Below are 21,275 nucleotides of genomic sequence, written 5' to 3' on the forward strand. Positions count from 1 at the left end.
GCAGCGCTGTGTGCCAGGAAGCGCTAACCAATCTATTGCGCTTTCCAAAAGTTAGTGCTCTACTTCTTGGCGTTCCCCTGCCGTCTTCGCCCCCTTCCGCCGAGGAGTCCTTCCATGACCACGCCCGTCGTCTCCATCGCCTACCACTCCGGCTTCGGCCACACCGCCGTCCTCGCCGAGGCGGTCCGTGACGGTGCCGCCGAGGCCGGCGCGACCGTCCACCTGATCAAGGTCGACGAGATCACCGACGCCCAGTGGGAGCTCCTCGACGGCTCCGACGCGATCGTCTTCGGCTCGCCCACCTACATGGGCACCGCGTCCGGCGCCTTCCACCAGTTCGCCGAGGCTTCCTCCAAGCGCTGGTTCACCGACGCCTGGCAGGACAAGCTGGCCGCCGGCTTCACGAACTCCGCCTCGAAGAGCGGCGACAAGCTGCACACCCTGCAGTTCTTCCAGACCCTCGCCGGCCAGCACGGCATGACCTGGGTCAACCTCGGTCTGAAGCCCGGCTGGAACACCAGCGAGGCTTCCGAGAACGACATCAACCGCCTCGGCTTCTTCTCCGGCGCCGCCGCCCAGACCCACAACGACCTGGGCCCCGAGGGCGTCCACAAGGCCGACATCGCCACCGCCGAGCACCTCGGCCGCCGGGTCGCCGGCACGGCCCGCACCTTCGCGCTCGGGAGGGCCGCGGCCTGATCCGGCCGGCCCGTGCGACGCGAAAGGGCCCCGTCACCGGGAAGGTGACGGGGCCCTTTCGCGCGGGCGGTGCCGGCGCGGGGCTCAGAAGCCGAAGTCCTGGGTCCACCACGGACCGCCGTCCGCGAAGTGGACGCCCACGCCCAGCGTCTTGTAGTCGCAGTTCAGGATGTTGGCGCGGTGGCCGTCGCTGGCCATCCAGGACTTCATCACCGCGGCGGCGTCGACCTGGCCGCGGGCGATGTTCTCGCCGCCGAGGTTCATGACGCCCGCCCGCTGGGCGCGGGTCCAGGGCGAGTCGCCGTCGGGGTCGGTGTGGTCGAAGAAGTTCCGTGCCGCCATGTCCGCGCTGAAGGCGCCGGCCAGGGCCGCGAGCTCGGCGTCCGAGCGGACCGCGACGCAGCCGACCTTGGCGCGCTCCAGGTTCACGAGGCGCACCACCTCGGCCTCCGCGGCCTGCTCCCGTTCGGAGACGCTGCGGACGATGGTGGACGGGGAGGGCGGGACGACGGTGGCCGGGGCCTGGGTCGGCCGGGCCGTCTTCGAGGGCGTGGGCGCGGGAGTGACCCTGGCCTTGGGCTTCGAGGGCTTCGGGCTCGGGGTCACGGTCTTGGCCGGGGCGGGCTTCGGCGACGGGGGTGCCGAGGGCGAGGCGGCCTTGCCGTTCGCCCTGGCCTTGCCCGTACCGCTGTCCGGGTCCGCCGCCCGGCCCGCCGGGGACACCGAGGAGCCGCCCTGGGTGGTCAGGCTGGGGGCCTGCCGCTCCGCTTCCACCCGCGGGGCTTCCTTGCCGGTGTTGCCGACCGAGAACGTCTCGCCGCCGGGCAGCAGGCCGGAGGCGACACCGATCGCACCGACCGCGACCGCCGCGGAGATGCCGAGCAGCCCGGTGCGTACGGGCGCTCCGCGCCGTTCGCCGCGATGCCGTCCCATCCGCTCGCCTCCTGACCTCTGAACCTCTGAACCGGACCCTTGAACTGCGGTGTTTGCTGATCTTTGCTTTCGCGGGGCCTCCGGAGAAGCCGTCGAACCGGCTCCGCCGATCGGGTGAGCCCCGTTCCGCACGGACTGTACGCCATGACACGCCGGGCTGACGTGCTCCTTCCGTAATCCGCCCGTTAGCGTGCAGGCATGACTGACGACGTACGGATGACCGCCTGGGTGCGCGGCCGGGTACAGGGAGTGGGCTTCCGCTGGTTCACCAGGGCAAACGCGCTGGAGATCGGAGGGCTCGTCGGCTTCGCCCTGAACCTCGACGACGGCCGGGTCCAGGTCGTGGCCGAGGGGCCGAGTGAGAATTGCCACCGTCTGCTCGACTGGCTGCGCTCCGACGACACGCCCGGGCGCGTGGACGGAGTCACTGAGATCTGGGCCACCCCGCGCGGTGGCTACGAGACCTTCGCCATCCGCTGACGCTCCGCCCCCGAGACCCCTCGCGCACCCCGGTCCGACGGCTTCGAACGGTCTCGGACGGGGGTGCGGTGAACGGTCGCGGAAGCGAAAACGGCCTGGTGGTTGCCAAGAAGCGCTTGCCGTGCCAGGCTGCGCGAGTAAGGATGATCTCCACGCCCCTCGGGCACCGAGTTGCGAGGCGCCGCCGCCCTTCCCGCGGCCGCAGGCCCCCCGGTGACCCCTCGATGCAGGGCGTGATCGTGTTGACCGTCAAACTTTTTGGTGAGACTCTGGAAGCCCCGCGCACCTTAGCTGTTCGACCGTGAGAACGGGCACGACAAAGAGCACGGTCGAGCACCGCGGGTGCGAATCCCTCACGACCCACACCGCTTCGGTCGGTCACTCAGTGTGGAGGACCATCCATCATGGCAAAGGCGCTTCTCGGTTACGTCGGCGGCTCCGACCCGCGACTCCTCGCCGAGATGCGACGGCTTCAGCAGCGCGTCCAGGACCTGGAATCCGAGCTTGTCCGGATCCAGTCCGAGAACGACGCGCTCACCGCTGCCGCCGCTCAGCACACGGGAGAGTCGCTGCTGGACAGCATCGATCTCGACGTCACCAAGGCGGAGCCTGCGCTCACCTGAGGTCTCAGCCCCGAGGGGCCAGGTGAGAAACACTCTCGCCAGCACAGCTGGATATGCAAGGGACGCTCCGGCGTCCCTTCTTTCTTGCGCACCTCTTTTTTCTCGCGCAGCCCCCTGCCCCCATGTCCCATCCCCCTTGGCTGAGGGTGTGCCCTGCACCTTCATGGGTGAAACCCGAGACCCCGGGTAGAGTCCGCAGGCGTGCACCTCAAGGCCCTGACGCTCCGCGGTTTCAAGTCGTTCGCCTCCGCCACCACGCTGCGGTTCGAACCGGGAATCACCTGCGTCGTCGGGCCCAACGGCTCGGGCAAGTCCAACGTCGTGGACGCGCTGTCCTGGGTCATGGGGGAGCAGGGGGCCAAGTCGCTGCGCGGCGGCAAGATGGAGGACGTCATCTTCGCCGGCACGACCGGGCGGCCCCCGCTCGGCCGCGCCGAGGTCTCGCTGACCATCGACAACTCCGACGGCGCGCTGCCCATCGACTACGCCGAAGTCACCATCACGCGGATCATGTTCCGCGGCGGCAGCAGCGAGTACCAGATCAACGGCGACACCTGCCGGCTGCTCGACATCCAGGACCTGCTCTCCGACTCCGGCATCGGCCGCGAGATGCACGTCATCGTCGGCCAGGGCCAGCTCGACTCCGTCCTGCACGCCGATCCCATGGGCCGCCGCGCCTTCATCGAGGAGGCCGCGGGCGTCCTCAAGCACCGCAAGCGCAAGGAGAAGGCGCTGCGGAAGCTCGACGCGATGCAGGCCAACCTGGCGCGCGTCCAGGACCTCACCGACGAGCTGCGCCGCCAGCTCAAACCGCTCGGCCGGCAGGCCGCCGTCGCCCGGCGCGCCGCCGTCATCCAGGCGGACCTGCGCGACGCTCGCCTCCGGCTGCTCTCCGACGACCTCGTACGCCTCCAGGAGGCACTGAAGGCGGAGGTCGCCGACGAGGCGGCGCTGCTCGCCCGCAAGGAGGCCGCCGAGGCGGAACTGAAGGCGGCGCTCGCCAAGGAGGCCGACCTCGAGGACCAGGTGCGCCGGCTCGCGCCCCGGCTCCAGCGGGCCCAGCAGACCTGGTACGAGCTGTCGCAGCTCGCCGAGCGGGTCCGCGGCACGGTCTCGCTCGCCGACGCGCGCGTGAAGAGCGCCACGGCGCAGCCGCCGGAGGAGCGGCGGGGCCGCGAGCCGGAGGACATGGAGCGCGAGGCCGCCCGGATCCGCGAGCAGGAGGCCGAACTGGAGGCCGCGCTCGAAGCCGCCGAGCGCGCCCTCGAGGACACCGTCGCCCACCGCGCCGAGCTCGAACGCGCCCTCGCCGTCGAGGAGCGCCGCCTCAAGGACGCCGCCCGCGCCATCGCCGACCGCCGCGAGGGCCTGGCCCGGCTGCACGGCCAGGTCAACGCGGCCCGCTCGCGCGCCGCCTCCGCCCAGGCCGAGATCGACCGGCTCGCCGCCGCGCGCGACGAGGCCCACGAGCGCGCGGTGGCCGCGCAGGAGGAGTACGAGCAGCTCAAGGCCGAGGTCGACGGCCTCGACGCGGACGACACCGAGCTGGCCGAGCGCCACGAGACCGCCCGCCGCGAACTCGCCGACGCCGAGACCGCGCTCACCACGGCCCGCGAGGCCGCCGCCGACACCGACCGCGCCCGGGCCGCGACCCGCGCCCGCCACGACGCGCTCGCCCTCGGTCTGCGCCGCAAGGACGGCACGGGCGCCCTGCTCGCCGCCGGCCTCACCGGCCTCCTCGGCCCGGCGGCGGAACTGCTGACCGTCACTCCCGGCTACGAGGTTCCCGTGGCCGCCGCCCTGGGCGCCGCCGCCGACGCCCTCGCCGTCACGGACCCGGCCACGGCGGCCGAGGCCCTGCGCCTGCTCCGCAAGCAGGACGCGGGCCGCGCGTCGCTGCTGATCGCGGGGGCCGGAGAGCCGGCCGGGCAGCCCGCCGCCGACGGCGCCGTCCCGGCGGCCCGGCTGGTCACCGGACCGGCCGAACTCATGGGCGCGGTGGGCCGGTTGCTCCAGGACGTCGTGGTCGTCGACGGGCTCGACCAGGCCGTGGACGTGGTGCGCGCGCACCCGGGGCTCGTCGCGGTCACTGCCGAGGGCGACCTGCTGGGGGCGCATGTCGCGCAGGGCGGGTCCGCCGGGGCGCCGAGTCTGCTGGAGGTGCAGGCGTCCGTGGACGAGGCGGCGGCCGAGCTCGCCGGGCTCGACGTGCGGTGCCGGGAGCTGGAGGAGGCGAAGGAGGCCGCCGTCGAGCGGCGGCGTGCCGCGGCCGGTCTCGTGGAGGAGCTGGGCGAGCGGCGGCGTGCCGCGGACCGGGAGAAGTCGGCCGTGGCGCAGCGGCTCGGGCGGCTCGCCGGGCAGGCCAGGGGAGCGGCGGGGGAGGCCGAGCGCACCGCCGCCGCGGCCGCGCGCGCCGCGGAGGCCCTGGAGAAGGCGCTGGCCGAGGCGGAGGAGCTGACCGAGCGGCTGCTCGTGGCGGAGGAGAACGCCTCCTCCGGGGAAGGCGGGGCGGACGAGCCCGACACGTCCGTGCGGGACCGTCTCGCGATCGACGGTTCCAACGCGCGCCAGACCGAGATGGAGGCCCGCCTCCAGGTCCGTACCCACGAGGAGCGGGTCAAGGGCCTCGCCGGCCGGGCCGACTCCCTGGACCGGGCGGCCCGTGCCGAGCGCGAGGCGCGGGCGCGCGCCGAGCAGCGCCGCGCGCGGCTGCGCCACGAGGCGGCGGTGGCCGCGGCGGTCGCGTCGGGCGCCCGCCAGCTGCTCGCCCACGTCGAGGTCTCGCTGACCCGCGCCGATCGGGAACGGGCGCTCGCCGACGCGGCGAAGCGCGCCCGCGAGCAGGACGTCGCGGCCGCCCGCGGCCGGGGCCGCGACCTCAAGGCGGAGCTGGACAAGCTCACCGACTCGGTGCACCGGGGCGAGGTCCTGGGCGCCGAGAAGCGGTTGCGGATCGAGCAGCTGGAGGCCCGCTCGCTGGAGGAGCTGGGCGTGGAGCCGGCCGCGCTCGTCGAGGAGTACGGCCCCCACCAGCCCGTACCGCCGTCTCCGCCCGCCGAGGGCGAGGAGCTGCCCGAGGACCCCGGGCACCCGCGCAACCAGCCGCGGCCCTTCGTCCGTTCGGAGCAGGAGAAGCGGCTCAAGGCAGCCGAACGGGCGTACCAGCAGCTCGGCAAGGTGAACCCGCTCGCACTGGAGGAGTTCGCCGCGCTCGAGGAGCGGCACCAGTTCCTTTCCGAGCAGCTGGAGGACCTGAAGAAGACCAGGGCGGACCTCCTTCAGGTCGTGAAGGAGGTGGACCTGCGGGTCGAGCAGGTCTTCACCGAGGCGTACCGGGACACGGCCCGTGAGTTCGAGGGAGTGTTCTCGCGGCTCTTCCCGGGCGGCGAGGGGCGGCTGGTCCTCACCGACCCGGAGAACATGCTCACCACCGGCGTCGACGTCGAGGCCCGTCCGCCGGGCAAGAAGGTCAAGCGGCTCTCGCTGCTGTCCGGCGGGGAGCGCTCGCTGACGGCCGTGGCGCTGCTGGTCTCCATCTTCAAGGCGCGGCCCAGCCCGTTCTACGTGATGGACGAGGTCGAGGCGGCACTGGACGACACCAACCTCCAGCGGCTGATCCGGATCATGCAGGAGCTCCAGGAGTCCTCGCAGCTGATCGTCATCACGCACCAGAAGCGGACGATGGAGGTCGCCGACGCGCTGTACGGCGTGTCGATGCAGGGCGACGGCGTCTCGAAGGTCATAAGCCAGCGGCTGCGCTGACCGGATCCCGTCCACCGGCCGTCCCCGCCCGACGCGCCCGTCCACCGGCCGTCGCCTCCACCGGCCCTCCTTGTCCGACGAGCCGGTGCGGCCCGTTCGTCCCATCCCAAGATCAATTCAACTTGTGAACACAAGGCATCCCGTAGTGCGTTTCAAGTCATACGACATCAGGTATTGACTTCGAAACCTGAAGGCATAGTCTCTGCAACGTTGCTTTTACCTTCAAGTGGTGCGCGGCGTGAAGTTGTGCCCCACTGGAAGGGCTCGCCCCCCACCGCACCGGCGACGCTGCCGGAGCCCCGAGGAGTCCCCCGTGACCAGCACCGCGCAGGCGCCCACACCGCCTTCGTCCGAAGGCCGAGCGGCCCATCCGGACCACATCGGACACGTCATCTTCATCACGGCCTCGGCCGCGATGGGCGGCTTCCTCTTCGGTTACGACAGCTCCGTCATCAACGGCGCCGTCGAGGCCATCCGCGACCGCTACGACATCGGCTCCGCGGCCCTCGCGCAGGTCATCGCCATCGCCCTCATCGGCTGCGCCATCGGCGCCGCCACCGCCGGCCGGATCGCCGACCGCATCGGCCGCATCCGCTGCATGCAGATCTCCGCCGGGCTCTTCGCCGTCAGCGCCGTCGGTTCCGCGCTGCCCTTCGCCCTCTGGGACCTGGCCTTCTGGCGGATCGTCGGCGGCTTCGCCATCGGCATGGCCTCCGTGATCGGCCCCGCCTACATCGCCGAGGTCGCCCCCGCCGCGTACCGCGGCCGCCTCGGCTCCTTCCAGCAGGCCGCCATCGTCATCGGCATCGCCATCTCCCAGCTGGTCAACTGGGGCATCCTCAACCTCGCCGACGGCGACCAGCGCGGCGAGATCGGCGGCATCGAGGCCTGGCAGTGGATGCTCGGCGTGATGGTCCTTCCCGCCGTCCTCTACGGTCTGCTCTCGTTCGCGATCCCCGAGTCCCCGCGCTTCCTCATCTCCGTCGGCCGCATCGACCGGGCCAAGGAGGTCCTCGCCGAGGTCGAGGGCCACGGCGTCGACCTGGACCGCCGCGTCGCCGAGATCGACCGGGCCATGCGCAGCGAGCACAAGTCCACCTTCAAGGACCTGCTGGTCGCCGGCACCAAGTCGAAGCTGCTGCCCATCGTCTGGGTCGGCATCGGACTCTCCGTCTTCCAGCAGCTCGTCGGCATCAACGTCGCCTTCTACTACTCCGCGACGCTCTGGCAGTCCGTCGGCGTCGACCCGTCGAGCTCGTTCTTCTACTCGTTCACCACGTCGATCATCAACATCGTCGGCACGGTGATCGCGATGGTCCTGGTCGACCGGGTCGGCCGCAAGCCGCTCGCCCTCGTCGGCTCCGTCGGCATGGCGATCGCCCTCGCGTTCGAGGCCTGGGCCTTCTCCGCCGACCTCGTCGACGGCAAGCTGCCCACCACGCAGGGCGTCGTGGCGCTCGTCGCCGCCCATGTCTTCGTGCTCTTCTTCGCCCTCTCCTGGGGCGTGGTCGTCTGGGTCTTCCTCGGCGAGATGTTCCCCAACCGCATCCGCGCCGCCGCCCTCGGCGTCGCCGCCTCCGCGCAGTGGATCGCCAACTGGGCCATCACCGCGAGCTTCCCGTCCCTCGCGGACTGGAACCTCTCCGGCACGTACGTCATCTACACGGTCTTCGCCGTGCTCTCCATCCCCTTCGTGCTCAGGTACGTGAAGGAGACCAAGGGCAAGGCGTTGGAGGAGATGGGCTAAACCCCGCTGCCCTCTCCTCACCCACGGAACTGCCCCGGCCCGAGGCCTACGCCTTGAGCCGGGGCAGTACGTTCTCGCAGAACAGCCGCACGCTGCGCCGGCCCTCCTCGACCGGCATCCCGCCGCACAGCGGATGCAGCACCAGACTGTCGAGCTCCCCGCCGAGCGCCACGCACTCCTCCGGGGTCACCACCCGGTACACGCCCTCCGCGCGCAGCTCCGGCACCGTCGCCGCCGCCGAACGCACCGCCGAGCGGATGTCCTTCGACTGCCAGGAGGCGTAGGTCCGGGCCTCGTGCAGGAAGTGCTCCCCGTGCTCCGCCCAGGTCCGGTCCGGATCCTCCGAGACGTGCAGCAGCGGCGTCTCGCGCGCCGGCATCATCGTCCAGCCCTCCGTGCCGAACGCGGCGCACTGCTCGCGGTAGTACGTCTCCAGCTCCGGCAGGTGCGCGCTCGGGAACAGCGGGAGCCCGAGCCGGGCCGCCCGCCGCGCCGCCGCCTTCGACGAGCCGCCGACGAGCAGCGGCGGATGGGGCTGCGTGAAGGGCCGCGGGGTGACCCGTACCGTACGGCCCCGGTACGTGAACGGCTCGCCGGACCAGGCGGCCAGCAGGGTCTCCAGGAGCAGGTCCTGGAGCCTGCCGCGGCGGCCCCAGTCGACGCCGCGCTGCTCGTACTCCTCCGGCCGGTAGCCGATCCCGGCCACCGTCACCAGCCGGCCTCCGCTCAGCAGGTCCAGGACGGCGATCTCCTCCGCGAGCCGCAGCGGGTCGTGCAGCGGCCCGATGATCGCCGAGACGGTCACCGCGATCCTCTTCGTCGCGCCGAAGACGGCGCCCGCGAAGGCGAAGGGGGAGGGGAGCCAGTTGTCGGCGGCGCCGTGGTGCTCCTCGGTCTGGACGGTGTCCACGCCGTGCGCGTCCGCGTGCGCCGCCATCTCCAGGGCCGCCCGGTAGCGGGCCGAGAGGGAGACCGGATCGGCGTGCGGGTCGACGAGGTTGAAGCGGACGACGGTGAACGGCATGGGAAGTCCCCCTCCACGGATGCGTCGTGGAGGGGGACGTTATCTGACGCCATGTCAGATGGGAACGGGTGCGGTACGTGCGGCGAGGATCAGACCGGGACCGGCTCGGTCTCCTCGGCGGGCCGCGCCCCTTCCCCAGCGGGCTCCGCAGCCCGCTCCCGCGGCAGCACCGCGTACAGCAGGCCGGCGACCACGATCGTCGCCGCCCAGCCCAGACCGTTCTCCCCGATCCACGAGTTCGCCAGCGGGCCGGCGAACCAGTCGACCCTGGTGAACAGCAGGCCCACCACCAGGGCCACGCCCCACGCCGTCATCGCCTGCCAGGCGAAACCGCCCCGGTACCAGTACGCGCTGGTCCGCGTGGTGTCCATCAACGCCTGCGCGTCGTACGTCCGGCGGCTCAGCATGTCGACGCCGAAGACGCCGATCCACGCCGAGAACGCCACCGCGAGCAGCGTCAGGAAGGAGATGAACGAGCCGATGAAGCTGCTCGCCACCACCATCAGCAGGAAGCCGAAGACCAGGCTGATCACCGCGTTCACGCTCACCGCCGCCGCCCGCGACACCCTGATGCCGAGCGTCTGCGCCGTGAAGCCCGCCGAGTACATCGACATCGAGTTGATCAGCAGCATCCCGATCAGCGCGATCAGCAGGTACGGCACCGAGATCCAGGCCGGAAGCAGCTCGCCGATGAAGGACACCGGGTCCTGCGCCGAGGCCAGGTCCGGCGTCGCCACCGCCATCACCGCGCCCATCAGCACCATCGGCAGCACCACGATCCCCGCGCCGCCGACCGTGGAGCCGACCACGCCCTTCGAGGAGGCCGTGCGCGGCAGGTAGCGCGTGAAGTCCGGCCCCGAGGGCACCCAGCTGATGCCGCCCGCGGCGATCGTGCCCACGCCCGCGACCAGCATCGCCGTCGACCCGGCCGGCTTCGCGAAGACCGCCGACCAGTCCGTGTTCGCCACCAGGTGGACCAGGACGAGCACGGAGAAGGCGCCGAAGAGGTACGTCGACCACTTGCTGCACACCCGCAGCGCGTTGATCCCGAGCCCGGACACCAGGAAGGTGCAGGACACGAAGGCCAGCAGCGTCACCACGATGAGGAAGGTGTTCGACTTCACGCCGAAGAGCAGGTCCAGCACCGTGAGCACCGCGTAGGCGCCGGTGACGGCGTTGATCGTCTCCCAGCCCCAGCGCGCCACCCAGATCAGCGACCCAGGAAAAAGGTTTCCGCGCTGACCGAAGACGGCCCGCGACAGCGCCATGCCCGGCGCGCCGCCGCGCTTCCCGGCGATCGAGATCAGGCCGACGATGCCGTACGACAGGACCGGCGCGGCCGCCGCGACGAAGAGGACCTGCCAGAAGTTCAGGCCGTTGAACACGATCAGACCGGCGCCCATGGTGAGCAGCAGCACACTGATGTTGGCCGCGACCCAGGTGGGGAACAGCTCCCGGACCCGGCCGGTCCGCTCGGCGTCGGGCACGGGTTCGAGGCCGCGGCTCTCCATGGTGCCGCCGCTCTTCGCGCCTTCGGACTCGGACGCGTGGGACATAGGGGTACTCCGTCGTACAGATGTGGGGGAAGCACACACTTTACGTGCCGCGCGCCCGACCCCTTCACGGCGTGCTCCGCCCCCGGCGCCTTCGTGGCCGATACTGGTACCCGTTATGGAACTCATCCTTGCTGTAGTCATCGCTCTGGCCGTCGCGGTCGTCGTGACCGGCGGGCTCGTGGTCAGCGGTCGCAAGAAGAAGCAGCTGCCGCCGGCCGAGCCGCCGTCCACCACGCCGACCATCACCGCTCCGCCCGCCGAGCCGCATGTCGGCGACGAGGCGGAGACACCGCGGGAAGAACCACGCCGCACCGTCGAGGAGGTCGAGCTCCCCACCGCCGAGGCCACCGAGGCCCCGGTCGTGGTCGAGGAGCCGGCCGCCGAGGAGCTCGTGGCTCCCGAGATCGAGGTACCCGAGCCGACCGCCGGCCGTCTCGTACGGCTCCGCGCCCGGCTCGCCCGCTCCCAGAACTCGCTCGGCAAGGGACTGCTCTCGCTGCTGTCCCGCGAGCACCTGGACGAGGACACCTGGGAGGAGATCGAGGAGACCCTCCTCACCGCCGACGTCGGCGTCGCGCCCACCCAGGAGCTGGTCGAGCGGCTGCGCGAGCGTGTGAAGGTGCTCGGCACCCGCACGCCCGAGGAGCTGCGCGGGCTGCTCCGCGAGGAGCTCGTCGCCCTGCTCGGCGACTTCGACCGCACCGTGAGGACGGAGAGCCCCGAGGACGTCCCGGGCGTCGTCATGGTCGTCGGCGTCAACGGCACCGGCAAGACCACCACCACCGGCAAGCTCGCCCGCGTCCTGGTCGCCGACGGCAAGTCCGTCGTCCTCGGCGCCGCCGACACCTTCCGCGCCGCCGCCGCCGAACAGTTGCAGACCTGGGGCGAGCGGGTCGGCGCGCGCACCGTGCGCGGCCCGGAGGGCGGCGACCCGGCGTCGATCGCGTTCGACGCGGTCAAGGAGGGCATCGCCGAGAAGGCCGACGTCGTCCTCATCGACACCGCCGGCCGGCTGCACACCAAGACGGGCCTCATGGACGAGCTCGGCAAGGTCAAGCGCGTCGTCGAGAAGCACGGCCCGCTCGACGAGATCCTCCTCGTCCTCGACGCCACCACCGGCCAGAACGGTCTGATCCAGGCCCGGGTATTCGCCGAGGTGGTCGACATCACCGGCATCGTCCTGACCAAGCTCGACGGCACCGCCAAGGGCGGCATCGTCGTCGCCGTCCAGCGCGAGCTCGGCGTCCCGGTCAAGCTGGTCGGCCTGGGCGAGGGCCCGGACGACCTGGCCCCCTTCGAGCCGGGCGCGTTCGTCGACGCCCTCATCGGGGACTGAGTCCCGGACGCGCAGCGCGTACGAGAAAGGGCCCCTGCCGCAGCTCAACGGCAGGGGCCCTTCCCGTATGCGCCGCGCGCCCCGGTCAGAAGTGCGTGCGGTGGCAGATGTACGCGAGCGTGCCCAGCAGCAGCCGTGCCTGCGGCGGCGCCCCCGCCGTGTCCAGGGTCGGCGGGCGCAGCCAGCGGACCGGGCCGAGACCGCCCAGGTCCGACGGCGGGGCGGTGACATGGGTTCCCGGGCCCAGGCAGTGCAGGTCCAGATCGGCGTCGTCCCAGCCCATCCGGTAGAGCAGCTGCGGCAGCTCGGCCGCGGCGCCCGGGGCGACGAAGAACCGCGCCCGGCCCGTCGGCGTCGCGCACACCGGCCCGAGCGGCAGCCCCATCCGCTCCAGGCGGACGAGGGCCCGGCGGCCCGCGGCCTCGGCGACCTCGATCACGTCGAAGGACCGGCCGACCGGCAGCAGGATCGTCGCCCCCGGGTACTCCGACCACGCCTTCGTCGCGACGTCGAGTCCCGCGCCGGCCGGGACCGGCTCGGCGAAGGAGAGGGGATGCGCGCCCGGGGCCGTACAGGAGGGATCGCCGCAGGAACACCGGCCGGCCGCCGCCCGCGCTCCGGGGACCACGTCCCAGCCCCACAGTCCGGTGTACTCGGCCACCGCTGTGCACTCCGTGGTGCGTACGCGGCGACGTGAGCCGGACCGCTTCTCACGAATGCCGCCGATCGTGAAGCCCATGCCCCCTCCAACGGGTCGGACGCGCCGGTGGTTACGGACCGGAGAGCCACCGTCACGATCTGCCACGGTCACCGGCGCCCAGGGCGTGCGGTGGTGTGGCCGGTGGTGCGTACCGCGACACGCGCCTCCTCGCGCCCCGGTTCGTCGACCCCGATCCTTCGCCTGTCAAGTGAATCGCGTTCCGCCCGTGGTGAGTTCATTCGAAGGGGTGGCGAATGGTGGCGTTTCTTGAAACGCCATGCCCGGACGGGTGATCGTAGGATTACCTTCGGTACACGAACCCCGGGGCGAAGCGCACGCGCGGGTATGCCGGAGGCAACCCGTTTTTCCGTTCGAAGGAGCGAAAACGCCGGACGGGCGCCGCGGAACACGGCATTCTGGCAAGGGTTCGCGCAGACGACATCAGGTGGATGGGGGCGTTCCAGTGGGCGGCAACGGCGCAGACGGTTCGACTGCCGGCAAGCGCCCGAACGAGCAGCTGAGCTCGTGGTTCGTGCGCAGCGGCTGGTCGAAGGGCGAGCTGGCGCGCCAGGTGAACCGCAGGGCGCGCCAGATGGGCGCCCACCACATCTCCACGGACACCTCCCGCGTGCGCCGCTGGCTCGACGGCGAGCAGCCCCGCGAGCCCATCCCGCGGATCCTCTCCGAGCTGTTCTCCGAGCGCTTCGGCTCCGTCGTCGCCGTCGAGGACCTCGGACTGCGCACCGCCCACCAGTCGCCCTCCGTGTCCGGGGTCGACCTGCCCTGGGCCGGGCCCCAGACCGTCGCCCTGCTCAGCGAGTTCTCCCGCAGCGACCTGATGCTCGCCCGCCGCGGCTTCCTCGGCTCCTCGCTCCAGCTCGCGGCCGGGCCCGCCCTCATCGAGCCCATGCAGCGCTGGCTGGTGCCCACCCCGGTCGCCGAGCCCGAGCGGCCCGCGGCCGCCGCCGACGACCGGCGCCCGCACCGGCTCTCGCCGGTCGAGCTCGACCTGCTCGAGTCCACCACCGCCATGTTCCGCCAGTGGGACGCCCAGTGCGGCGGCGGACTGCGCCGCAAGGCGGTCGTCGGCCAGCTCCACGAGGTCACCGACCTGCTCCAGGAGCCGCAGCCCGGCGCCATCGCCCAACGCCTCTTCAAGTGCGCCGCCGAACTCGCCGAACTGGCCGGCTGGATGAGTTACGACGTGGGCCTCCAGCCCACCGCCCAGAAGTACTTCGTGCTCGCCCTGCACGCCGCCAAGGAGGCCGGCGACAAGCCCCTCGGCTCGTACATCCTCTCCTCGATGAGCCGCCAGATGATCCACCTCGGCCGGCCCGACGACGCCCTCGAACTCATCCACCTCGCCCAGTACGGCAGTCGGGACTGCGCCACCCCGCGCACCCAGGCCATGCTGTATGCGATGGAGGCCCGCGCCTACGCCAACATGGGCCAGCCCTCCAAGTGCAAGCGGGCCGTGCGGATGGCCGAGGACACCTTCGCCGACGTCGGTCTCGACGGCGAGCCCGAGCCCGACTGGATCCGCTTCTTCTCCGAGGCCGAGCTCAACGGCGAGAACTCGCACTCCTACCGCGACCTCGCCTATGTCGCCGGCCGCTCGCCCACCTACGCCTCGCTCGCCGAGCCCGTCATGGAGCGGGCCGTCGAGCTCTTCGAGAAGGACCCCGAGCACCAGCGCTCGTACGCCCTCAACCTCATCGGCATGGCCACAGTCCACCTCCTCAAGCGCGAGCCCGAGCAGTCCGTCGTCCTCGCCGAGAAGGCACTCGGCATCGCCCGCAAGGTCCGCTCCGAACGGGTCAACACCCGGCTCCGCAAGACCGTCGACACCGCCGCCCGCGACTACGGCGACATCGCCGAGGTCGTCCACCTCACCGACCGGCTCACCGCGCTGCTCCCCGAGACCGCCGAGGCCGTCTGAGCACCCCGGGCAGCCCCCGTACCGCCGCACCGCCCCCGCAGACTCCGGCCGCGCCGGCCGTCCCGTAAGCCCGACTCGGCTCCCCCGCCGCAAGGACACACGGACGGACCGGCGCGGCCGGTTCGCGTCCCGCCCCAGGGGGCGACGGATGCTACGCCCGTTACCTCCCCGTGACCCTGGCGTTCACGACGGCGTAACACGCCCCGCACCTTCGTCACTGCGGCGAAACATCGAGCGGCATCGGCGGAAACCGGCCTGCGCGAATCTCTGGCGCATAACCGGCCACCCCTCATGGCCGAAGCCGCTCTCCGGCCCCGCCCCGCACAGGCCGTACCGACGACGAGGAGACGCCGATGGCAGCAGCCATCACGACCCTGGCGGCAGACACGCCCACGCTGTCCGCCGCGAACACCGGGTTCATGCTCATCTGCTCCGCCCTGGTCATGCTGATGACCCCGGCCCTCGCCTTCTTCTACGGAGGCATGGTCCGCGTCAAGTCCACCCTCAACATGCTGATGATGAGCTTCATCAGCCTCGGGATCGTCACGATCCTGTGGGTGCTCTACGGCTTCAGCATCGCCTTCGGCACCGACTCGGCCTCGCTCTTCGGCTGGTCCTCGGAATACGTCGGCCTCAGCGGCATCGGCATCACCGAACTGTGGCCCGGCTACACCATCCCGGTGTACGTCTTCGCCGTCTTCCAGCTGATGTTCGCCATCATCACCCCGGCCCTCATCAGCGGCGCCCTCGCCGACCGTGTGAAGTTCACCGCCTGGGCCCTGTTCATCACCCTCTGGGTCACGATCGTCTACTTCCCCGTCGCCCACTGGGTCTGGGGCACCGGCGGCTGGCTCTTCGAGATGGGCGTCATCGACTTCGCCGGCGGCACCGCCGTCCACATCAACGCCGGTGCCGCGGCCCTCGGCGTGATCCTCGTCATCGGCAAGCGCGTCGGCTTCAAGAAGGACCCGATGCGCCCGCACAGCCTCCCGCTGGTCATGCTCGGCGCCGGTCTCCTCTGGTTCGGCTGGTTCGGCTTCAACGCCGGCTCGTGGCTCGGCAACGACGACGGCGTCGGCGCGGTCATGTTCGTCAACACCCAGGTCGCCACCGCCGCCGCCATGCTCGCCTGGCTCATCTACGAGAAGCTGCGCCACGGCTCCTTCACCACCCTCGGCGCCGCCTCCGGCGCGGTCGCCGGCCTCGTCGCCATCACGCCCTCCGGCGGCTCCTGCTCCCCGCTCGGCGCGATCGCCATCGGTGCCGTCGCCGGTCTGCTCTGCGCCATGGCCGTCGGCCTGAAGTACAAGCTCGGCTACGACGACTCCCTCGACGTCGTCGGCGTCCACCTCGTCGGCGGAGTCGTCGGCTCCCTCCTCGTCGGCTTCTTCGCCACCGGCGGCGTCCAGTCCACCGCCAAGGGCCTCTTCTACGGCGGCGGCCTCGAGCAGCTCGGCAAGCAGGCGATCGGCGTCTTCTCCGTCCTCGCCTACTCTCTGGTCGCCTCCGCGATCCTCGCGCTGCTCATCGACAAGACGATGGGGATGCGGGTCAGCGAGGACGACGAGGTCTCCGGCATCGACCAGGTCGAGCACGCCGAGACCGCGTACGACTTCAGCGGCGCCGGCGGCGGCATCGCCCCGCGCACCGCCGCCGCCCCCGCCCCGACGCAGAACACGAAGGTGGACGCATGAAGCTCATCACCGCGGTCGTGAAGCCGCACCGGCTCGACGAGATCAAGGAGGCCCTGCAGGCCTTCGGCGTCCACGGGCTCACCGTCACCGAGGCCAGCGGATACGGCCGCCAGCGCGGCCACACCGAGGTCTACCGGGGCGCCGAGTACACCGTCGACCTGGTGCCCAAGATCCGCATCGAGGTCCTCGTCGAGGACGACGACGCCGAACAGCTCATCGATGTCGTCGTGAAGGCCGCCCGTACCGGCAAGATCGGTGACGGAAAGGTGTGGAGCGTCCCGGTCGAGACCGCCGTACGGGTCCGCACCGGCGAACGCGGACCCGACGCGCTGTAACTCCCGGAAACGGACAGGAGCCGCTGGTGACGAGCCTCGACACACACAAGGAAACCGAAGATTCGGGACCCAGCGGTTACGCGGCGGCCCGGCTGCGCCTTCTCACCGAGAAGACGCGGTCCGGGCCGCCGCGCCGTACCGCCCTGGCCCGGCTCACCGACGACTGGCTCGCCGGACTGTTCGAGGCCGCCGGGCCGCCACGCGGCGTCGCCCTCGTCGCCGTCGGCGGCTACGGCCGCGGCGAACTCTCCCCGCGCAGCGACCTCGACCTGCTCCTGCTCCACGACGGCAGCGCCGACGCCGGGACCGTCGCCGCCCTCGCCGACCGCCTCTGGTACCCCGTGTGGGACCTCGGCCTCGCCCTCGACCACTCCGTACGCACCACCGCCGAAGCCCGCCGCACGGCCGCCGAGGACCTCAAGGTGCAGCTCGGCCTCCTCGACGCCCGGCCCGTCGCCGGCGACCTCGGCCTCGTCGCCGCCCTGCGCACCGCCGTCCTCGCCGACTGGCGCAACCAGGCCACCCGCCGGCTCCCCGAGCTCGACGCACTGTGCCGCGAGCGCGCCGAACGCTCCGGCGAGCTCCAGTACCTCCTCGAACCCGACCTCAAGGAGGCCCGCGGCGGCCTGCGCGACGCCCAGGCACTGCGCGCCGTCGCCGCCTCCTGGCTCGCCGACGCCCCGCGCGAAGGACTCGACGACGCCCGCCGCCGCCTCCTCGACGCCCGCGACGCCCTCCACCTCGCCACCGGGCGCGCCACCGACCGGCTCGCCCTCCAGGAACAGGACGCCGTCGCCGCCGAGCTCGGCCTGCTCGACGCCGACACCCTGCTCCGCGAGGTGTACGAGGCCGCCCGCACCGTCTCGTACGCCTCCGACGTCACCTGGCGCGAGGTCAACCGCGTCATCAAGGCCCGCACCGCCCGGCCGAAGCTCCGCGCGCTCCTCGGCCGTTCCGGCGGCGCCAAGGCGGCCGTCGCCCGCACCCCGCTCGCCGAGGGCGTCGTCGAGATGGACGGCGAGGTCGTCCTCGCCCTCAGCGCCCGCCCCGAACGCGACTCCGTGCTGCCGCTGCGCGCCGCGGCCGCCGCCGCCCAGGCCGGCCTCCCGCTCTCCCTGCACGCCGTACGCCGCCTCGCCGCCTCCGCCAAGCCGCTGCCCGTGCCCTGGCCCGCCGAGGCCCGCGAGGAACTCGTCACCCTGCTCGGCGCCGGCGAGCCCACCGTCCCCGTCTGGGAGGCCCTGGAGGCCGAAGGCCTCGTCACCCGGCTCCTCCCCGACTGGGAACGCGTCCGCTGCCGTCCCCAGCGCAACCCCGTCCACACCTGGACCGTCGACCGGCACCTCGTCGAGACCGCGGTCCGCGCCGCCTCCCTCACCCGCCGCGTCCACCGGCCCGACCTGCTGCTCGTCGCCGCACTCCTGCACGACATCGGCAAGGGCTGGCCCGGCGACCACTCCGTCGCCGGCGAGACCATCGCCCGCGACGTCGCCACCCGCATCGGCTTCGACCGCGCCGACACCGCCGTCATCGCCACCGTCGTCCGCCACCACCTGCTCCTCGTCGAGACCGCCACCCGGCGCGACCTCGACGACCCCGCCACCGTGCGGACCGTCGCCGAGGCCGTCGGCACCCTCGGCGCCCTGGAACTCCTGCACGCCCTCACCGAGGCCGACGCGCTCGCCACCGGCCCCGCCGCCTGGTCCTCCTGGCGCGCCTCGCTCGTCGCGGACCTCGTCAAACGCGTCGCCGGCGTCCTCTCGGGCGACGAACTCCCCGACCCCGAGGCCGCCGCACCCAGCGCCCAACAGGAACGGCTCGGCATCGAGGCCCTGCGCACCGGCGAACCCGTCCTCGCCCTCCGCACCGAACCCGTCGAGGCGACCGAGGAACCCGAACCGGTCGGCGTGGAACTGCTCGTCGCGCTGCCCGAACGCCCCGGGGTGCTGCCCGCCGTCGCCGGCGTCCTCGCCCTGCACCGCCTCACCGTCCGCACCGCCGAGCTGCGCGCCGTCGCCCTGCCCCGGGAGCTCGGCGAGGGCCCCGTCCTGATCCTCGACTGGCGGGTCGCCGCCGAGTACGGCTCGCTGCCCGAGGCCCACCGGCTCCGCGCCGACCTGGTCCGCGCCCTCGACGGCTCCCTCGACGTGCCCGCCCGGCTCGCCGAACGCGACGCCGCCTACCCCAGGCGCCGCGGCGTCACCGCCCCGCCGCCCCGGGTCACCGTCGCCGAGGCCGGCTCCCGCCTCGCCACCGTCCTGGAGGTCCGCGCCCAGGACGCGCCGGGCCTGCTGCACCGCATCGGCCGCGCCCTGGAGGGCGCCGAGGTCCGGCTGCGCAGCGCCCACGTCTCGACCCTCGGCGCGAACGCCGTCGACACCCTGTACGTGACCCGCCCCGACGGCTCCCTGCTCGCACCGGAGGAGGCGGCCGGGCTGGCGAAGGCACTGGAGGACGCCCTGCGCTGACCCTGGGGCCGGTCCGGCGGATGAGGGCCGGGTCCGCGCCGCCCGCGCGGCACGCCGATGCCTTGCGCTGACCCGGGGCCGGTCCGGCGGATGAGGGCCGGGTCCGCGCCGCCCGCACGGCACCGCGGATGCCCTGCGCTGACCGGGCCGGTCCGGCGGACGGGCCCCGGGAGGCCGACGCTCCGGACGCCGCGGCCCGTCCGGTCCTGATCCGCCGGACGGACCGGGCAGGTGCCCCGTCCCGTACCGTCCAGGGCACCTGTCTCCCCGGGCCGGATACCCTTGGGTGACTGCCCACCCCGACCCGAGGAATCGCGACCACCGTGTTCGATACGCTTTCCGACCGCCTCAGCGCGACTTTCAAGTCCCTCCGGGGTAAAGGCCGCCTCTCCGAGCAGGACATCGACACCGCGGCCCGGGAAATCCGTATCGCCCTCCTCGAGGCCGATGTCGCCCTCCCGGTCGTGCGCGCGTTCATCTCCCGCGTCAAGGAGCGGGCGCTCGGCGCCGAGGTCTCCAAGGCGCTGAACCCCTCGCAGCAGGTCATCAAGATCGTCAACGAGGAGCTCATCGGCATCCTCGGCGGCGAGACCCGCCGTCTGCGGTTCGCCAAGACCTCGCCGACCGTGATCATGCTCGCCGGTCTCCAGGGTGCCGGTAAGACCACCCTCGCCGGAAAGCTCGGTCTCTGGCTCAAGGGCCAGGGGCACTCCCCGCTGCTCGTCGCCTGCGACCTCCAGCGCCCCAACGCCGTCAACCAGCTCTCCGTCGTCGCCGACCGCGCGGGCGTGGCCTTCTACGGCCCGCAGCCGGGCAACGGCGTCGGCGACCCGGTCCAGGTCGCGAAGGACTCGATCGAGTACGCGCGCACCAAGCTGTTCGACGTCGTCATCGTCGACACCGCCGGCCGCCTCGGCATCGACCAGGAGCTGATGCAGCAGGCCGCCGACATCCGCGACGCGGTGTCGCCGGACGAGATCCTCTTCGTCGTCGACGCCATGATCGGTCAGGACGCGGTCAACACGGCCGAGGCCTTCCGCGACGGCGTCGGCTTCGACGGCGTGGTGCTCTCCAAGCTCGACGGCGACGCCCGTGGTGGTGCCGCGCTCTCCATCGCGCACGTCACCGGCAAGCAGATCATGTTCGCCTCCAACGGCGAGAAGCTGGACGACTTCGACGCGTTCCACCCGGACCGCATGGCGTCCCGCATCCTCGGCATGGGCGACGTGCTCTCGCTCATCGAGAAGGCCGAGCAGACCTTCAGCCAGGAAGAGGCCGCCAAGATGGCCTCCAAGCTGGCGTCCAAGAAGGGCCAGGAGTTCACGCTCGACGACTTCCTGGCGCAGATGGAGCAGGTCCGCAAGATGGGCTCCATCTCCAAGCTCCTCGGCATGCTGCCCGGCATGGGCCAGATGAAGGAGCAGATCGCCAACATCGACGAGCGCGAGGTCGACCGCGTCGGCGCCATCATCAAGTCGATGACCCCGGCCGAGCGCCAGGACCCGACGATCATCAACGGCTCGCGCCGCGCCCGCATCGCCAAGGGTTCCGGCGTCGAGGTCAGCGCCGTCAAGGGCCTGGTGGAGCGCTTCTTCGAGGCCCGCAAGATGATGTCGCGCATGGCCCAGGGCGGCGGCATGCCGGGCATGCCGGGGATCCCGGGCATGGGCGGCGGCCCCGGCCGGCAGAAGAAGCAGGTCAAGCAGGCCAAGGGCAAGCGCAAGAGCGGCAACCCGATGAAGCGGAAGGCCGAGGAGCAGGCCGCCCAGGCGAAGCGCGAGCAGGCGCAGGCCGGCGGCGCCTTCGGTCTGCCGGCGGCGGGCCAGGGCCCGGGCGACTTCGAGCTGCCGGACGAGTTCAAGAAGTTCATGGGCTGACGGCTCCCCGGGACGCCGTACGAAGGGGCCCGGAGCGGTGCGAAACCGTCCCGGGCCCTTTTTCGTACCGTCAGCCCACCCGTAATGCCGGGATTGACCAGG

The 21,275-nt window shown here is 72.2% G+C and carries 15 protein-coding genes; 11 read left to right on the forward strand and 4 right to left on the reverse strand.

Annotation, left to right across the window (positions count from 1 at the left end; all coding sequences use genetic code 11):
- The first annotated feature begins 114 nt into the window (after positions 1-114).
- Positions 115-699 (forward strand): NAD(P)H-dependent oxidoreductase, encoded by a 585-nt coding sequence (locus ACFY8W_RS22415; RefSeq protein ID WP_391107873.1) that lies wholly within the window; start codon positions 115-117, stop codon positions 697-699.
- Between the two features lie 84 nt (positions 700-783).
- On the opposite strand, the gene ACFY8W_RS22420 is transcribed toward ACFY8W_RS22415, so the two are convergent.
- The gene (locus ACFY8W_RS22420; protein ID WP_391107876.1) at positions 784-1,632 is read right to left on the reverse strand and encodes a CAP domain-containing protein; all 849 of its coding nucleotides are present in this window, start codon (positions 1,630-1,632) and stop codon (positions 784-786) included.
- 198 nt (positions 1,633-1,830) lie between these two features.
- Between ACFY8W_RS22420 and ACFY8W_RS22425 the strand changes: the two genes are divergently transcribed.
- The 4 genes from ACFY8W_RS22425 (at position 1,831) to ACFY8W_RS22440 (ending at position 8,244) form a co-directional block, all read left to right on the forward strand.
- The gene (locus ACFY8W_RS22425; RefSeq protein ID WP_391107878.1) at positions 1,831-2,112 is read left to right on the forward strand and encodes an acylphosphatase; all 282 of its coding nucleotides are present in this window, start codon (positions 1,831-1,833) and stop codon (positions 2,110-2,112) included.
- A gap of 404 nt (positions 2,113-2,516) precedes the next feature.
- On the forward strand, positions 2,517-2,735 hold the full coding sequence (locus ACFY8W_RS22430; protein WP_365348954.1) for a hypothetical protein: 219 nt from the start codon (positions 2,517-2,519) through the stop codon (positions 2,733-2,735).
- Between the two features lie 201 nt (positions 2,736-2,936).
- Positions 2,937-6,497, forward strand: coding sequence for a chromosome segregation protein SMC (gene smc, locus ACFY8W_RS22435; RefSeq protein ID WP_391107881.1), 3,561 nt, complete (start codon positions 2,937-2,939; stop codon positions 6,495-6,497).
- 313 nt (positions 6,498-6,810) lie between these two features.
- Entirely contained in the window at positions 6,811-8,244 is a 1,434-nt protein-coding gene (locus ACFY8W_RS22440; RefSeq protein ID WP_391107884.1) for a sugar porter family MFS transporter, read from the forward strand.
- Positions 8,245-8,290: 46 nt separating this feature from the next.
- Here ACFY8W_RS22440 and ACFY8W_RS22445 read toward each other — a convergent pair whose 3' ends face one another.
- Together ACFY8W_RS22445 and ACFY8W_RS22450 are read right to left on the reverse strand one after the other, a co-directional pair.
- Positions 8,291-9,268: an LLM class flavin-dependent oxidoreductase gene (locus ACFY8W_RS22445; RefSeq protein WP_391107886.1), complete on the reverse strand. Its 978-nt coding sequence runs from the start codon at positions 9,266-9,268 to the stop codon at positions 8,291-8,293.
- Positions 9,269-9,357: 89 nt separating this feature from the next.
- Positions 9,358-10,824 carry a cytosine permease gene (locus tag ACFY8W_RS22450; RefSeq protein ID WP_391107889.1) on the reverse strand — a complete coding sequence of 489 codons (1,467 nt, stop codon included), beginning with the start codon at positions 10,822-10,824 and terminating at the stop codon, positions 9,358-9,360.
- Positions 10,825-10,939: 115 nt separating this feature from the next.
- Between ACFY8W_RS22450 and ftsY the strand changes: the two genes are divergently transcribed.
- A complete protein-coding gene (ftsY, locus tag ACFY8W_RS22455; protein WP_391107892.1) occupies positions 10,940-12,160 on the forward strand; it encodes a signal recognition particle-docking protein FtsY in 1,221 nt (406 codons plus the stop codon).
- Positions 12,161-12,245: 85 nt separating this feature from the next.
- On the opposite strand, the gene ACFY8W_RS22460 is transcribed toward ftsY, so the two are convergent.
- Positions 12,246-12,899 (reverse strand): bifunctional DNA primase/polymerase, encoded by a 654-nt coding sequence (locus ACFY8W_RS22460; RefSeq protein WP_391107894.1) that lies wholly within the window; start codon positions 12,897-12,899, stop codon positions 12,246-12,248.
- A gap of 424 nt (positions 12,900-13,323) precedes the next feature.
- Here ACFY8W_RS22460 and ACFY8W_RS22465 point away from each other — a divergent pair, with 424 nt between their 5' ends.
- From ACFY8W_RS22465 to ffh, 5 genes are all read left to right on the forward strand, one after another.
- Positions 13,324-14,799, forward strand: a complete 1,476-nt coding sequence (locus ACFY8W_RS22465; RefSeq protein ID WP_391107896.1) for a hypothetical protein — start codon at positions 13,324-13,326, stop codon at positions 14,797-14,799.
- A 353-nt stretch (positions 14,800-15,152) separates the two neighbouring features.
- A complete protein-coding gene (locus ACFY8W_RS22470) occupies positions 15,153-16,493 on the forward strand; it encodes an ammonium transporter (protein WP_391107897.1) in 1,341 nt (446 codons plus the stop codon).
- A complete protein-coding gene (locus ACFY8W_RS22475; RefSeq protein ID WP_004924863.1) occupies positions 16,490-16,828 on the forward strand; it encodes a P-II family nitrogen regulator in 339 nt (112 codons plus the stop codon). The genes ACFY8W_RS22470 and ACFY8W_RS22475 overlap by 4 nt, the downstream gene beginning before the upstream one ends.
- Positions 16,829-16,854: 26 nt before the next feature.
- A complete protein-coding gene (locus tag ACFY8W_RS22480; RefSeq protein WP_391107900.1) occupies positions 16,855-19,296 on the forward strand; it encodes a [protein-PII] uridylyltransferase in 2,442 nt (813 codons plus the stop codon).
- A 323-nt stretch (positions 19,297-19,619) separates the two neighbouring features.
- Positions 19,620-21,173: a signal recognition particle protein gene (gene ffh, locus ACFY8W_RS22485; protein ID WP_391107903.1), complete on the forward strand. Its 1,554-nt coding sequence runs from the start codon at positions 19,620-19,622 to the stop codon at positions 21,171-21,173.
- The last annotated feature ends 102 nt before the right edge of the window (positions 21,174-21,275 follow it).

The sequence above is a fragment of the Streptomyces sp. NPDC012637 genome (genome assembly GCF_042954805.1).
In the GTDB taxonomy this organism is placed as follows: domain Bacteria; phylum Actinomycetota; class Actinomycetes; order Streptomycetales; family Streptomycetaceae; genus Streptomyces.